Raw genomic sequence first — 14,987 nt, 5'->3', positions numbered from 1 at the left:
TCTGATTATTTAATTGTTAAAGTTCCTGTTGTCTGTAATAGTTTTCTGTATGCCAGTGCAGCATCTGCCTTAGCATTGATCACGCCAACATTGGCAGCAATCTGAGCTGCGTCTGCATCCAGCAATTCAGTCATGGTTGCCAAACCGTTGTCGTATTTATTTTTGGTAATTCTGTAATTTTCATTAGCCTGTTCCGCCGATTTTTCAAAAACAGCAATTCTCTTTTTCGAATAGTCTGTGTTCTGATATTCTCTGTTGACATCAAGCTTAATGTTATCATTCAGTAATTCATCAGTAGCGGCAAGCTGTTTTTCTCTCGCCTGCGATTGTCTCAATGAAGAATTTTCTTTCCAAAGATTGGACAGGTTATAAGAAACCCCGATTCCTACATTGATGGCATTGTATACGGTAAGAAACTTAGGGATATCAGCTGCTACATAACCTCCTGTAAATGCGATGGAAGGAAGATTTTCTGCTTTTGCTGCTTTCGAACCTAATTCCGCTGCTTTTCTCTGTTGTGCCAGAGCCTGTAAATCTTTCCGGTTTTCTCTGGCTTCATTAACATAATAATCAACAGGTTTAACATCTGTTCCTTCTTCAATATAATTTTCATCTACTGCCAGTTCGGTCGTTTCAGGAAGACCAAGCAGTAAATCCATATTGATGTTGGCAATATTGTAGTTATTTTTGGCTTCCAACAGCTGAAGTTCAATATTTGAAGTCTGAAGATTTGCCTTTAATCTGTCATTTCTTGCAATCAAACCATTGTTTTCCATTTTAAGGAAGGTTTCATCTCTTTTTTGAGAAGCGGCAAGATTTTCTTCAAAAACCTTGATGGACTGGTTGGCTTTAAACAGGTTATTATAAGCCTGGGCAACGTTATAAGCAATGGCAATTTTATCATTTTCAGTGCTTAATTTAGAAGCTTCTACCAGATATTTTGCTGACTGAATTCCGTATTTGATTCTTCCACCGCTGTAAATGGGAACGCTAAGATTAGCAGAACCGTAAACTACCTGATGTATTTCAGGTCCGCCAGCTCCTCCTGCAAGACCTGGAAGTTTGATATCAACATTCGGTTTTATCGGAAGGTACATATAGCTACCTGACACCTTTAATTCCGGTAGCTGTCTGTTTTTAGCCTCCAAAAGATCAGCTGTAGCCTCTTCGATCTTGGCTGCATCGATCTTGAGATTCTTGCTGTTCTGGATTCCCAGCTGCACGGCCTCGTCAAGAGTAAGTGTTCTTTTCTCCTGAGCATTTGCATTTGCTATTCCTACGAATAGTGATAATGCAATCACTGAGTTATTTATTCTCTTCATAACCTAAAAGGTCTTTTAGTAAATATTTAATATGTTTATTAAGTTCTGTGTAGTATTTTTCATCAAAAGCTTCTTCATCTTCTGTTTCATTCAGGAACTCTTTATACATTTCTTTTGCATTGAATGCATAAAACAAGGTTCCGCTTACGGTAGAATGAAGGAGATAAATAGGTGGATTTTTGGTGAAAATTCCATTTTTAAGACCACTTTCCAATATTTGCGAATACATAGAAAGGAATCCCATTTTGGTTTGCTTCAAAAATTCTATAATCTGAGGATTCTTGGTATGCAGCTGCTCTCTCTGCATAATCCTGTAGAAACATTTTTGAGTCCGGATCTTGTGAGAAAACTGATCGATTACTCTTTCAATCTTCTGCCATTCGTTGATGTCTGTTCTTCCCAAAAGGTCTTTTGAGAAAAACTGACCTTCATTCATTCTGTATTCCACTAATTTCTCATAAAGTTTTTCCTTAGAGCCAAAATAATATGAGATCATAGAGATGTTTACATTCGCCGCCTTTGCAATTTCCCGGGTGGAAGTTCCTTCGAATCCCTGTTCTGCAAAGAGCTTCTCGGCAGCGAATAATATATTTTCTTCTTTTGAAATCATGTTAGTGTTCATTTTTCAGGGCGCAAATGTACACAAGTTTTCATTCAAATCAAACGATTGATTGATTTTTTAATATAGATTTAATTTATTGCAAAGAAAAGACGGTTTCTATAATATATGCTGAAAGCGCTGTAAAGGCAGTTTTTAATTTAAAAGAGTTTATTTTGAATTAATATTCGGGAAAACCTGAACGATAATTTTAATATTTTCAGAATGCGTTCAATTGAAGTAAACGTAAAAATATAAGGAAAATAGAGCTGAAATAATAATCTGTTCAGGACAAAAACAAAAACTCCGGCATTTACCGGAGTTTATTTATGTGCTTTTATGAATATATCTTGATAATTTTATCCCCAGGTCGGTCCAGACGATTTTAGGGTTTCCGTTTCTGGTCAGGTGCAGATCAGCAGTATTGATTTCTTCTAAAATACTCTCAATATTGGCTCCGCTGATAAATTTTGAAAAACCGGCCCAATTGAAACCGTTCGCATTGATCTTTTTATAAACCAGATTTTCGGACTGATAATTCTGAAGCAGCGCCAGTCTGAAAATTTCAGAACAATAATTGAGGAAGTTTTTTTGCTTTTCTCTGTTCCACCCTGCAATTTCCCTTGCCCATAAAATAATACTTCTGAGATATTCCGGTTTCTTTTTTACCATAAATGCATCTCTTACCCATTGTACGAAAAGCTTTTCAAACTCGTTGCTTTTATCTCCGGAATTCAACAATTTTATAGCCTCATTGAGATCTCCCTGAGCTTCATGAACAATCTCTCTCACTTTTTCTTCTGAAACAGAGAAATTATTTTTAAGATAACTTTCTATATCTTCATCATTAATTCTTGGAATTTCTACAATCTGTGTTCTGGAAAGAATAGTTGGAAGAATATCGTTTGTACTTTCAGCTGTAAGAAGAATGACCGTTTTTGCTGGTGGTTCTTCCAAAAATTTCAAAAACTTATTAGAAGCGGCGACATTCATTTTATCTGCTCTCCACACGATAAGAATTTTGGTTCCTCCTTCATAACTTTTTAAAGAGAACTTCTGATTCTGGTCATCCACTTCATCCGCAGAAATAAATAACTGTTTATTTTCTGATTCTAAAAAAGCGGTCCAGTCATCATAACTTGCATAGGGTGAAGCCAGGATCATTTCTCTGAATTCATCAAATTTATTTTTGCTTAATGAGTTTTTATTATCCGTAAAAACCGGAAAGCTGAAATGCAGATCCAGGTGATTGAGGTGCTCAACCTTCGCAGCAGCATGTTCATTTTCCTGGCTGAAAATTTCCCTTGCATAGGCTAATACCATAGGCAATGTTCCGTATCCTTCTTTTCCTACAAAAAGTTGGGCATGGCTCACTCTGTTTTCAGCAATGCTTTCTCTAAGAAGTTTTTTCAGATTCGTCTGTCCGGCGATGTTCTCCCAATTCATGTTTCAAAGATAAAAAATCTTATTTCAATTCATAAAATTAAGTCTGCTTAAAATGTATGAATGCAGATTAAAATTATGAAAGGGCTTTATATCTGATTGTATTATAGGTAATATCAATAATATGATGAGAGTTAAATTTAAAATTGGATTTTACAATTTAATGTCAGGCGATACATTTACAAAGTGTATTTTTATTGCTGAAAATTTGCATTTTTCTTTTAAAGGAAAGCCCTTAACAAACTTTAACCACATATAATTTTTACAATTCATTAATATTTAAGATATTTGCGCATTGTTTTAAAAATCAAGAATGAAAAAAATCTTTGTAGTATCATTCATATCAGTTGGATATTTTCTGAACGCACAGAGTCTAAGCAACTCTCCTTATGCAACTTATGGAATTGGAGATGTGAAATATGATAATACGATCGAAACTGCTTCTATGGGAGGCATATCTACTGCTTTTATAAGTGATTTTACCAGTAGTTTCAATTTTGCCAACCCGGCAAACAACGCCAATTTTGAACTTACGAGTATCAGACTGGAAGCTACCAACGAAAACAATTATTTCAAATCGAACTATAACGATATGAAATCTACAAAGCATTCTACGTATCTTTCCAATATTTCGATTGCATTTCCATTATCTTCAAAAGTAAAAATGGGGATCTCTTATCAGCCTTACAGTTCTAAAAGCTACGACATCGTAACGGAACAGTTTACAGAAGATAAAACTCCTCTATACAAAAACAGCTTTAAAGGAAGCGGAACTTTAAATACGGCTCAGCTTGCTGTTTCTTATAAAATCAATCAGGAATTATCCGTAGGAGCAAAAGCCAACCTTTATTTCGGAGACCTTAACGACCTTAATGAATTCCGCGCTTACAACAGTAACCTTGGGACTTATGTAGGTGAATATGTTAATGGCTATGAGACTAAAAACAGAGTCAGAAACTTTAATTTTACACTAGGTACAAGTTACCAGACTTTAAATACACGTACTGATAAGAAGTTCACATTGGGAGCTACTGCTACTTTTGGGAATACCAGTAATATGACGACACAGTACGTCAACAGTACCTACAGATATTCTGATGCTCAGGAAACCACCAAGCTTAGCGGATCGGAAACCATTATTGAGCAAAAAGAAACAAAATCCAAAAACCTTCTTCCGTTACAGGCTTCATTAGGGGTTGGATATGGTAGTGAAAACCATTGGTTTGTATCAGGGCAGCTGGACTATAAAAAAGGAGAAGACATCTCTTATTTCGGTAAGACTTTTGATTTCCAGGACACTTACAGAATTTCTGCCGGTGGATGGTACCTTCCTAACTATAATAACTTCAGAAACTACTTCTCAAGGGTGATCTACCGATATGGAGCGTTCTATGAGAGAGGAAACCTTAAACTGGAAGGAAACAGCATTAATAAGTTCGGTATTTCAGCTGGGGTAATGTTACCGTTCAAGAACAGCAGTATCACAAGAATGAGTGGTCTTGAAATCGGATTGGAAGTGGGTAAGAGAGGAACTCTTAAAAACAACCTGATCAACCAGAATTTCGTCAACCTGAGAATCGGCTTTAATTTCGCTGATAAATGGTTCAGAAAGACTCTTTATAACTAAGATGAATTTTTCAGAAAAAATATCATATAAAAATATAGCATGCCTTTTTAGTTGTGCTATATTTTTTATATTGACATCCTGTGAGGAGGATCTTACCAAAAGAAATGGCAACCAAAGCAAAAATTTCCCTTCACAGATTATTAACAACGCCAATATTATACAGCGTGATTCCGGTTTTGTGACTTTAAAAGCCAAAGCCCCCATCATTGAAAAATACGAACTGATCGACAGCCCGTATGTGGTAGCCCGAAAAGGAATTGATATTGAGTTTTTTGATAAAAAGAAACCTAAAGTTCCGGGAAGAATTACCGCTAAATATGCCCGTATTTTCGAATATAAAAAATTCTACGAAGCCAAAGGTGATGTAAGGATAAAAACCAATGAAGGACAGAGATTTGCCATGCAGAGTATTTATTGGGATCAGAAAAGAAACAGAATCTACACCAAAGACACGGTTTATGTTACCATGGAAGACGGTTCTACCCTGGTAGGTGCCAATGGAATGACTGCCAAAGATGATTTTTCCGAATACACATTCTATAACAATTCCGGAGATTTCAGTTCAAAAAGAATTTCTGAAAATAAAAAATAAATCCAAAAAGAATGAAAGCTGTGGCTATTGGACTGATGTCCGGGACAAGTCTGGATGGTCTGGATATCTGTCTTGCTGAATTTGAAAAGCAGGACACATGGACTTTTAAAATCCTGAAAGCCGAAACACTCTCCTATTCTGCGGATTGGGAAACCCAACTTAGAAACTCCATTCATCTTTCGTCCGAAGATTTGCTGGAACTGCATTCAGCGTATGGTTTTTATCTCGGGCAGCAGGTTAAAGCATTTATCCATCAGCATCAACTTGAAAATATTGACCTGATTGCCTCTCATGGGCATACCGTTTTTCATCAGCCTAAAAGAAAATTCACCCTGCAGATTGGTGACGGCAGAGCCATAAAGCTGGAAACCGGATTACCTGTTATCTATGATTTCCGAAGCCAGGATGTGTTGATGAAAGGAAACGGAGCTCCTCTGGTTCCTATAGGTGATGCATTACTTTTTTCCAAATACAGCGCCTGCCTGAATTTAGGTGGATTTTCCAATATTTCTTTACAGTGGGATGGGAAAAGGATCGCTTTTGATATTGCTCCCGTGAATATTGTTTTGAACCATCTGGCCCAGCAGCTGCATAAAAATTTTGATGAAAACGGAGCACTGGCCGCACAAGGAAAGATAGATGAAATTTTACTGAACCAGCTTAACAGCCTGGATTTCTACCAGATTTCGCATCCAAAATCTTTGGGAATAGAATGGTGCCATCAACATATATTTCCCCTTCTTGAAAATATTGAAGCCTTAGATGCTCTGGCCACTTTTACAGAACATGCTGCCCAGCAGATTGCCAACGTCATCAATGAATATAGTATAAAAGACATCCTTATCACCGGAGGAGGTGCTTACAACACTTTTTTAATTGAAAAAATAAGAGCAAAAACACAAGCCGAAATGATCATCCCTGAAAAAGAGATTATCGATTATAAAGAAGCCCTGATTTTTGCCTTTATGGGCGTTTTAAAGATGAATAACGAGATCAATGTATTGTCTTCTGCCACGGGAAGTACAGCGGATCATTGCTCGGGAGTTATTGCATAAAAAAACTTTCATGTAAAATAAAAAAACCTTCAAAATGAAGGTTTTTATTATTTATAAGCTTCGATTTTATCCGTAAGCGTATTGATAAAGTTCTGTAAAGGCTTTTCTACCATCATTTTGATGAATGGATTGAATTTCCCTTCAAATAACATCTGAACTTCGGTCTGGTTTTCACTGATCGGGTTCAATGTCGCTGTTAATGAGAAGTCCAGACTTGAACTTGCAGACCTTAAAACAGCTTTCTGATCATCCACTTCATCTATTTTTAAAGCGATTTCAGGCATCCCCTGTAATCCAAATTTAAATCCGTTATCTCTTGTTTCAAATTTCTGAAGACCGTCTGGCATAAAATCTTTATAATTTTCAGGAGATTTCAGCAACTCTGTAAGTTCTTTAGATGATTTATTGACAATAATCTTTCGTCCTTCTAAATTCATTTTTTATTTTTGTATTTAAATTCTTAACTATTACAAATGTATAAAGTTTTTGTCAACGAAAAAAAATTATTACTATCTAAGCATCCTGAAGAACTTGAAAAAAAGCTTGGATACGAAAATTATACAACTTTAGAGATCGCCCTGGATCTTCTGGAGAATACTTCTGTGCAGGAACTTAATGTGTATGGAGAGAATTTGGATGAAATCTGGCAGGAGTTTCAAAAGCTTTTCAGAATTATAGAGGCGGCAGGTGGTCTCGTTAATAATCCTGAAGGTAAGATTCTTTTCATCAGAAGATTAGGCAAATGGGATCTTCCCAAGGGTAAAATGGAAAAAGGAGAATCCAGAGAAGAGTCTGCCGTACGGGAAATAGAGGAAGAAACAGGGTTGAGTGATGTTGAGCTTGTACAATTCATCAACACGACTTATCATATCTATGTAGAAAGAAACGGGGAGAAAATCTTAAAATGCACCCATTGGTTTGAAATGAACTTTGACGGCGAAGATACTTCCAAACCGCAGATAGAAGAAGGTATTACCGAAGTAGCCTGGAAAACGACCTCAGAAATTGAAAATGAAGTGTTCCCGAGTACTTTTAAAAATATCAAACTAATCGTAAAAGAATTCTGGGATTCGAAGAAATAAGTAAGAAGGCTGGAAGCTGGAAGAATGAAGCCGGAAGTTACTATCCGGCCAATTACTTCTTTAAGTTATTCATCAGTGAAATTTTATAAAGCTGAAGAAATAAGAGAACGGTCTTTAATTTCCTTCCTTCATGAACACTCCTCCCCCAGCGCCCAGCTTCCTTACTTTAAATAAAGTCGATTACTTTCTCCAGAGCAATTCCTCTGGAACCTTTCAACAATATATTATCAGACTGAATGGTATTCTGCTTCAGGTATTCTGTTAATTCGGCTGTATTTTCAAAAGCAAGTTCCGAATGATTAACCGCTTTAAAATGTTTTCCGACAGTAATGATCTCATCGAAATGAAGATCCTGAGCCAGTTTTAAGATGTTCTGATGCTCTTTCTCACTTTCATCCCCCAATTCCAGCATATCTCCGATGATAATGGTTTTGCTGCCTTCAAAACTGATAAAGTTATTTAAAGAAGCGGTCATAGAGCTTGGATTGGCATTGTAAGTATCAAGCACCAAAGTCCTGCCCTCTTTTTTCACCACCTGAGATCTCATATTGGTGGGGGTATACAGCTCCAGAGCATGCTTAATTTTTTCAAAGCTGATTCCGAAATGAAGGCCAAGACTGGCAGCAGCACAGAGATTGGTAAAGTTATACTCTCCTGTCAGTTTTGAAACGGCTTTTACGCCCTGATAAGTCAATCCTACAAAATGTTCAGCGGAAAAAGATTCAAAATTGTAATCCGATGTTTCTTTCCCGAAAGTAATTTTAGGTGAATAGTTTTCAGTCTTTTCAGCCTGGATCGGATCGTTTTCATTCACAACAATCGTTCTGTTGTTATTTTTAAGATAGTCATAAAGCTCAGACTTTCCTTTTATCACTCCTTCAAAACCTCCGAAGCCTTCCAGATGAGCTTTCCCAAAGTTGGTAATATATCCGAAATCAGGTTGTGAAATGGTACAAAGGAATTCAATTTCCTTTTGATGATTCGCTCCCATTTCAATCACGGCCATTTCATGCTCCGGTTTAATGGAAAGGATAGTCAACGGAACTCCGATATGGTTGTTGAGATTTCCAGATGTATACTGAACATTAAATTTTTCTGAAAGAACAGCATGGATAAGCTCTTTTGTAGTCGTCTTTCCATTACTTCCCGTAAGCCCGATAAAAGGAATATGAAGCTGGCTTCTGTGATAGATTGCCAATTGCTGTAAAAATTCCAGCGTAGAAGGAACATAGAAAATGTTTTTATCTATGTTTTCGAATTCCGGAAGTTCAACAATCACTGCCAGAGCTCCGTCATCAATGGCTTTTTCTGCCAGCGTAGCTGCATTGAAATTCTCACCGGAAAAGGCAAAGAAAATATCATTCTCTGCTATTTTTCTGCTGTCAATGGTTACTTTTGCCGCCTGCAGAAATAAAGGATAAAACTGTTCTATATTCATGTGGAAATATATATTTTTTTTAAGAATTGACATGCAACCGCCAAATCTACACGAGTATTTCAGGCTTTTCAGCCCAAGCGGTTTCATGGTTCAAAAATAAAAAAACCTTCCGAAAGTCCGGAAGGTTTTTTGTAAGTATTTTTTGATAAATATTATCTTCTAGTTCTACTCTTATCGCTGGCTTTAGCATCCTGTGCAACACGGAAACCTACCCAACCATAAGCTCTGTTTTGATTTTTATATCTTCTTTGTCCCGGATCCAGCCAGTATGCTGTATCCTGCCATGAACCTCCTTTTACTACTCTAACCTCGTTAGAGATTGCAGAAGTTCTGTCTTTGGTATCTTTTTGTAGTTTCACTCTACCGCTTCCATCTACAACGAAGCTTGTTTTAGGAGCGTTGTACATATCGAATCCGGCAGCAGAATCAGAAGCTCTGTAATATTCTAAAGAAGACTGTCTGTCACCATCTCTGTAGTTTCTGTAGTCAGCAATAGTTTGTCTTTCGAATTGTCCAGGAAGTCCTCTGTAAACTAATCTTCCATCCGCTAACGTATCATACTTGATAGTACCTTCGTCGATCATTTTATAAGTTCCGTCACCGTTTCTTACGATCGCCTGAGGCATGTTTCCTCTGTAGTAGTTGAAATCGTTGTAATCTTCATCGATGATAGGTCTGTAAACGTCAGCCGTCCATTCAGAAACGTTTCCGTACATACCGTAGATTCCTAAATCGTTAGATGGATATTGTCTTACGTCAGAAGTCTGAGCTGATCCGTCATTTTTCCAACCTGCGATACCAGAATAATCACCTCTACCCATTTTGAAGTTTTCAAGGAACATTCCTCTGTCTCTTCCTTTGGAACCTCTTAATCTTTCAATTTGAGGTTTTTTACCCAGATATTGGTTATATTCTCTGTTTTTAGCCATACCCAGAGCTGCATATTCCCATTCTACTTCAGTAGGAAGTCTGAACTTCTGTACCATTGCAGAATTCGGAGCTCTGTTAGCTGCAAGCAATCTCTGGTTTGTCGTTTTCATACCAGTTTTCTGCTGCATTCTTTTCTCATTGATATATCCCTGCATTTCAGGATCATTCGATTTGAATTTATCCATGTTGAAAGCAGTTCCTCCCTGGTTGTTGGATTCGTTGATATACAAATCTTTGGCAATAATACCAGCCTGCATCAAAGCTTTTTCATTGGCTCTGTCAGACAGCCATTCACAGTATCTGTTTGCCTGAGTCCAGGAAACTCCTACTACCGGATAGTAATCAAATTCCGGAGAACGCAGATACGTTTCGTTATAATCGTTTCTTGCTAATTTGTTGTCCCATAATAAGGTATCCGGCAAAGCACCGTTATAGATCTCCTTAAAACTCGGGTCACTTGGTGGGAATACATACTTCAACCATGTAAGGTATTCGCGGTATTCGTAGTTAGTAATTTCAGTTTCTCCGATAAAGAATGAACTTACCTGCATTCTGCGAGGTGTGTTATTCCAATCGTGCATAACATCATCTTTCACTAATCCCATTGTAAAAGTTCCACCTTCTACATATACCATCCCAGGCCAACCCTTCTGCTTCTGTTGCTTTCCTGCAAAAAACCAACCCTGTTTTTCGTTTGGTTTCCAACCTGTTTTGCTGACAAATTTTTTGGTACCGCCACCTTTGCTGGTTCCTGATCCGCCACAGCTGGTTAATGCAAGTGTAGAACTTAATGCTATTAATGAAAACAACTTTAGTTTTTTCATAGTCGATATAAATATTTTCAAAGTACAAAGAAAAAATAAATTATTCAATAAATCAAGTAAACATTTGATTTTTTTGAAAAACGTTAACAAATTAATTTTATTGTATCACAATTTAATTCTAAAATTTTCATTTATTTTGTAATTTAGCAATTTCAATAGTAAACATGAAACGAAAAATTACGATTTTATCTTTAATCGCTTTTGCATCAACACTTTACGCTCAAAGAAACACCATAGAATGGAATGGTTCTAAAATCCAGGATTTTGGTGACACAAAATTAAATCTTCCTAATTTTAAAAATGAAGGTTTTTCTTACAGCCAAAATAATGTTTTTATCGTAAGCAAGCAAAAAATCGGAGAAAAGCAATTAAAAATCTCAGACCTTGTCTGGGAAAGCGTTTCAAATCAGGATTTGTTTGAACTGGATAAGGGCAGACTTCCTGATTATGATGTAGCAGATGTTTCCTATTATACTTTAGATGGTGAAAGCTATGCCAGCATTAGTATTGCTTTATTTAAAAATGTAAAAGGCCGTGTTCAGAGATTATCTTCGTTTAATGTTTCGGAAGCTTCTTCTTTTATCAATACAACAGGAACTGTTAATAAAATAGGAACCACCGGCAATCCTTTATCAAGTGGAAATTTTTATAAAATAAAGGTAGACAAGTCCGGAGTATTCAAAATCACTTCGCAGTTTTTAAAAGACAACGGAATCAATCCGGGTTCTGTAAATCCTAAAAATTTCAGAATTTATGGAAACGGGGGAATCATGCTTCCCGAATACAACCAGGATCCAAGATACGGTGCTTTACAGGAAAATGCCATTCAGGTGGTAGGTGAAGATGACGGGGTATGGAATGACAATGACTACGCTCTTTTCTATGCACAGGGTCCCGACGGATACAACCTTTATGATACTTCCAACGGGAACGGTTTTAAAAGACACGATACCCGGTTCAGTGAAAGAAGCAATAATGTCAAAAACATCTATGAGGATTTCTCCTATTATTATATCAACTTTGATAAAGGTGCGGGGAAAAGGGTTGCGACTGTAGACGGAAACCTTCCAGCCCAGCTGATTACAAGGTATGACAGTTACCAGGTGATCAACAAGGATCAGAAAAACCTGTTAAAAGTAGGAAGAACATGGGTAGAAGATATTCCTTTCACCAATGAAAAAACAGTAACATTTACTACCAATTCCCCGATACAGGCGAATGATGTAATACGATACAGAACCCAGGTGGTAGCGTACAATTCCCAGCAGAATACGATAGATTTTAAAATCAACAATTTAAATCCGCACCCGCTGCAGGTAATTCCTACAGACACCTCTTCGTATCAGTATACTTTCTATCCGGTAACTTATACTGGAACATTAACCAATCTTACCGGAAATCAGTTTACACTGGTTTATAATCCTGATATCTCCAAGAATCCGAATGGAACTTTCTATTTTGATTATGTAGAGGTTCAGTATAAGGAAAACCTTGCATTCAATGGTTCACAAATGAACTTCAGGGATTACTCAATTGTAAGTGGAAGCAATACAGACTATGGTTTCAGTATCAGTAATGCTGCTGCTATAGAACAGGTATGGGATGTAACGGATATTACAAACGCCAATAGAAGAGTGAATAAGGCAGGAGCCGGTTCCTTCAGCTTTGCGTACACAGCTGCTGATCAGAATTTCAACAATGAGTTTGTAGCTTTCCGTGCTGATGCGGCTTTCAGTCCGCAGTTTGTGGGAAGAATCTCGAATCAGAATCTTTCCGCAATACAAAACGTAGATTATCTGATCCTTACCGTTCCTGAAATGATGGGCCAGGCTCAGAGAATTGCCAACTACCATCAAACCAAGAATAACTATAAGGTAGAAATTGTTGACATCAATAAAATCTACGAGGAATATGGCAGCGGAAGTAAAGATCTTACCGCGATAAGAGATTTCGTAAGTAAACTCAATACTCCACTGGGAAGACTTCAATATGTATTTATCCTTGGGGATGCTTCATACGATTATAAAAACAGGGTTCCGAATAATTCAAACGTTGTTGCCAGCTATCAGAGTGAGCAGTCTTCCGATTATGTATCCTCTTTTGTGACGGATGATTATATCGTAATGACCAAGCCGCAGAATACATTATTAATTGAAAACAACCTTCCGGATCTTCCGGTTGGCAGAATTCCGGCAGCCAATGCCAGTGAAGCCGGAGATATGATCAATAAAACACTGGCTTACTATAATTCCCTTCAGGGACAGTCGAGCCCGTTTGGAGACTGGCGTATGCGACTTGACTTTGTAGTGGATGATAACAACGAAGGGGGAAGCCCTTTCCACAATGTCATGAACAACTCCCTTGCCGGCATATTTGAACAGCCTGGCCAGCAAGAACTTAAAGAGTATAATGTTAAAAAATTATACATGGATGCCTTTACCGCCCAGAGTACTTCCGGAGGACGAAGATATCCGCAGGTAAACCAGGCCATTTCCAATGCTATCGGAAACAGCTTATATCTGTTTTATTTCGGACACGGAGGAATCAATGGCTGGGCACAGGAAAGAGTACTTACCAGCACAGAAGTTCAGAATGCCAACAATTTCTCTAATGTATACAGCAGATTCCCGTTTGTATCTACCATTACCTGTGAGTTTACATTATGGGACGAACCTTCAACCAACTCTGTAGGAGAACAGTTTATTAAGATGAAACAGGGAGGTGTTTCTACCATGATTACTTCCAGCCGTGCTATCGGGGTTGATTATGGACGTGATTTTACCAATACCTTTACTCAGAATATTTTTAAGTTAACCAATGACGACTTTAATACGCTGGGGAATGCCCACTTAATTGCCAAAAAACAAAAAGGACCAAACAGTAACCACTTAAAAGTAAACTTACTGGGTGATCCTGCCATGAAATTAAGCAGACCACAAAGACTCCTGGTTATTGATAATATTGAAACACCTGTTCCGGGACTGATCAGAGGGCTGGATTTTGTAAAAATCAAAGGACACATCAATAATCCGAACGGAACACTGAACAATACCTTCAACGGAAAGGTCAGCATCAATATTTTTGATAAGAGATTAAATAAAAAAACATTAAATAACAGTGGCGTTTTATCTCCGGTGTTAGAGTATACTGAGGAAGGAAGTGCTATTGTAAAATCTGCAGGAACTGCTGTAAATGGGGTTTTCACTGCTGAATTCTATGTACCTAAAGACATTAACTATGCTGTAGGCCAGGGAAGAATACTAGCCTATGCAGATAATAAGTCAACGGATGTTTTCAACAATCAGGCTGTACAGGTAGGCGATATTAATCCAAACGGAATCAATGATAATCAGCCTCCAAAAGTAAAACTGTATATGAACAACACCAACTTTGCAGATGGTGGAATTACCAATCAGAATCCAATGCTTCTTGCCTGTCTTACCGATGATACAGGAATTAATTCAACAGGATCCGGTGTAGGGCATGATATTACAGTATATCTTGACGGGCAGATTATCAATACTGTTGTTTTAAATGATTTTTATGCTCCGGGAGAAGGAAACGGATGTTTAAATCCTAGTCTTGCTGAATACCAGAAAGGAAATGTAACCTACCCTTTCAGAAATCTTGCAATAGGACAGCATCAATTAACATTTAAAGTTTGGGATATAAACAATAATTCTACAACTGCTACGTTAAATTTTGAAGTTAAAGATGAGTCTGACCAGCATCTGACAATAAACCGTCCGCTGAACTGGCCAAATCCATTTACCAACAAAACCTATATTCAGTTTGAACACAATTGTGATGATATTCTGGATGTGAACGTACAAATTTATACAATAACAGGAAGATTGGTAAGAACTTTGTCGCAGCCGGTGGTTGCAGAACCGTTCCTACAGGGCTTCAGAACCCCTCGTCAGGCCATAGAATGGGACGGAAGAGATGATTTTGGAGCTACTGTAGCAAAAGGTACGTATATTTTTAAGATATTTGCAAAAAGTCAAAATCAAGAAAAATGCAAAGGAAGTGCTACAGCTGTAGAAAAAATGGTACTTTTGAAATAATAAAATAGA

General features: G+C 37.4%; 11 protein-coding genes. 5 read left to right on the top strand and 6 right to left on the bottom strand.

Annotated features, from left to right (window positions below):
- Nucleotides 1-5 precede the first annotated feature (5 nt).
- The 3 genes from JNG87_RS14295 to JNG87_RS14285 form a co-directional block, all read right to left on the bottom strand.
- Nucleotides 6-1,322: a TolC family protein gene (locus tag JNG87_RS14295; RefSeq protein ID WP_202838981.1), complete on the bottom strand. Its 1,317-nt coding sequence runs from the start codon at nucleotides 1,320-1,322 to the stop codon at nucleotides 6-8.
- Nucleotides 1,306-1,944 carry a TetR/AcrR family transcriptional regulator gene (locus JNG87_RS14290; protein ID WP_202838980.1) on the bottom strand — a complete coding sequence of 213 codons (639 nt, stop codon included), beginning with the start codon at nucleotides 1,942-1,944 and terminating at the stop codon, nucleotides 1,306-1,308. The genes JNG87_RS14295 and JNG87_RS14290 overlap by 17 nt, the downstream gene beginning before the upstream one ends.
- A gap of 303 nt (nucleotides 1,945-2,247) precedes the next feature.
- Complete coding sequence (locus tag JNG87_RS14285; protein ID WP_202838978.1) at nucleotides 2,248-3,366, bottom strand: ATP-binding protein; 1,119 nt, start codon at nucleotides 3,364-3,366, stop codon at nucleotides 2,248-2,250.
- A 310-nt stretch (nucleotides 3,367-3,676) separates the two neighbouring features.
- On the opposite strand from JNG87_RS14285, the gene JNG87_RS14280 reads away from it, so the two are divergent.
- From JNG87_RS14280 to JNG87_RS14270, 3 genes are read left to right on the top strand one after another with little or no spacing between them, the layout of a single operon-like run.
- Entirely contained in the window at nucleotides 3,677-4,990 is a 1,314-nt protein-coding gene (locus JNG87_RS14280) for a hypothetical protein (protein WP_137905272.1), read from the top strand.
- A 1-nt stretch (nucleotide 4,991) separates the two neighbouring features.
- Nucleotides 4,992-5,582 carry an LPS export ABC transporter periplasmic protein LptC gene (gene lptC, locus JNG87_RS14275; RefSeq protein WP_110011447.1) on the top strand — a complete coding sequence of 197 codons (591 nt, stop codon included), beginning with the start codon at nucleotides 4,992-4,994 and terminating at the stop codon, nucleotides 5,580-5,582.
- A gap of 11 nt (nucleotides 5,583-5,593) precedes the next feature.
- The gene (locus tag JNG87_RS14270) at nucleotides 5,594-6,637 is read left to right on the top strand and encodes an anhydro-N-acetylmuramic acid kinase (protein ID WP_202838976.1); all 1,044 of its coding nucleotides are present in this window, start codon (nucleotides 5,594-5,596) and stop codon (nucleotides 6,635-6,637) included.
- A gap of 47 nt (nucleotides 6,638-6,684) precedes the next feature.
- On the opposite strand, the gene JNG87_RS14265 is transcribed toward JNG87_RS14270, so the two are convergent.
- A complete protein-coding gene (locus JNG87_RS14265) occupies nucleotides 6,685-7,074 on the bottom strand; it encodes a hypothetical protein (protein WP_034699917.1) in 390 nt (129 codons plus the stop codon).
- A 36-nt stretch (nucleotides 7,075-7,110) separates the two neighbouring features.
- Between JNG87_RS14265 and JNG87_RS14260 the strand changes: the two genes are divergently transcribed.
- On the top strand, nucleotides 7,111-7,719 hold the full coding sequence (locus JNG87_RS14260; RefSeq protein WP_202838975.1) for an NUDIX hydrolase: 609 nt from the start codon (nucleotides 7,111-7,113) through the stop codon (nucleotides 7,717-7,719).
- A gap of 166 nt (nucleotides 7,720-7,885) precedes the next feature.
- Here the strand turns inward: JNG87_RS14260 and JNG87_RS14255 are convergent, their stop codons facing one another.
- Entirely contained in the window at nucleotides 7,886-9,157 is a 1,272-nt protein-coding gene (locus JNG87_RS14255; protein WP_202838974.1) for a UDP-N-acetylmuramoyl-tripeptide--D-alanyl-D-alanine ligase, read from the bottom strand.
- Nucleotides 9,158-9,309: 152 nt separating this feature from the next.
- A complete protein-coding gene (gene gldJ / locus JNG87_RS14250) occupies nucleotides 9,310-10,911 on the bottom strand; it encodes a gliding motility lipoprotein GldJ (RefSeq protein WP_110011788.1) in 1,602 nt (533 codons plus the stop codon).
- Nucleotides 10,912-11,075: 164 nt separating this feature from the next.
- Here gldJ and porU point away from each other — a divergent pair, with 164 nt between their 5' ends.
- On the top strand, nucleotides 11,076-14,978 hold the full coding sequence (gene porU, locus JNG87_RS14245; RefSeq protein WP_202838973.1) for a type IX secretion system sortase PorU: 3,903 nt from the start codon (nucleotides 11,076-11,078) through the stop codon (nucleotides 14,976-14,978).
- The last annotated feature ends 9 nt before the right edge of the window (nucleotides 14,979-14,987 follow it).

It is taken from the genome of Chryseobacterium cucumeris (assembly GCF_016775705.1).
GTDB classification, from domain to species: domain Bacteria; phylum Bacteroidota; class Bacteroidia; order Flavobacteriales; family Weeksellaceae; genus Chryseobacterium; species Chryseobacterium cupriresistens.
Note: the sequence above shows the minus strand (reverse complement) of the source record. Positions and strands in the feature narration are given on the sequence as shown.

Excerpts from the sequence above, each read along its gene's own strand:
- JNG87_RS14290 (WP_202838980.1), bottom strand. The coding sequence starts at position 1,944 with ATGAACACTAACATGATTTCAAAAGAAGAAAATATATTATTCGCTGCC.
- JNG87_RS14285 (WP_202838978.1), bottom strand. The coding sequence starts at position 3,366 with ATGAATTGGGAGAACATCGCCGGACAGACGAATCTGAAAAAACTTCTT.
- JNG87_RS14295 (WP_202838981.1), bottom strand. The coding sequence starts at position 1,322 with ATGAAGAGAATAAATAACTCAGTGATTGCATTATCACTATTCGTAGGA.
- JNG87_RS14265 (WP_034699917.1), bottom strand. The coding sequence starts at position 7,074 with ATGAATTTAGAAGGACGAAAGATTATTGTCAATAAATCATCTAAAGAA.
- JNG87_RS14280 (WP_137905272.1), top strand. The coding sequence starts at position 3,677 with ATGAAAAAAATCTTTGTAGTATCATTCATATCAGTTGGATATTTTCTG.
- JNG87_RS14255 (WP_202838974.1), bottom strand. The coding sequence starts at position 9,157 with ATGAATATAGAACAGTTTTATCCTTTATTTCTGCAGGCGGCAAAAGTA.
- JNG87_RS14270 (WP_202838976.1), top strand. The coding sequence starts at position 5,594 with ATGAAAGCTGTGGCTATTGGACTGATGTCCGGGACAAGTCTGGATGGT.
- porU (WP_202838973.1), top strand. The coding sequence starts at position 11,076 with ATGAAACGAAAAATTACGATTTTATCTTTAATCGCTTTTGCATCAACA.
- JNG87_RS14260 (WP_202838975.1), top strand. The coding sequence starts at position 7,111 with ATGTATAAAGTTTTTGTCAACGAAAAAAAATTATTACTATCTAAGCAT.
- gldJ (WP_110011788.1), bottom strand. The coding sequence starts at position 10,911 with ATGAAAAAACTAAAGTTGTTTTCATTAATAGCATTAAGTTCTACACTT.
- lptC (WP_110011447.1), top strand. The coding sequence starts at position 4,992 with ATGAATTTTTCAGAAAAAATATCATATAAAAATATAGCATGCCTTTTT.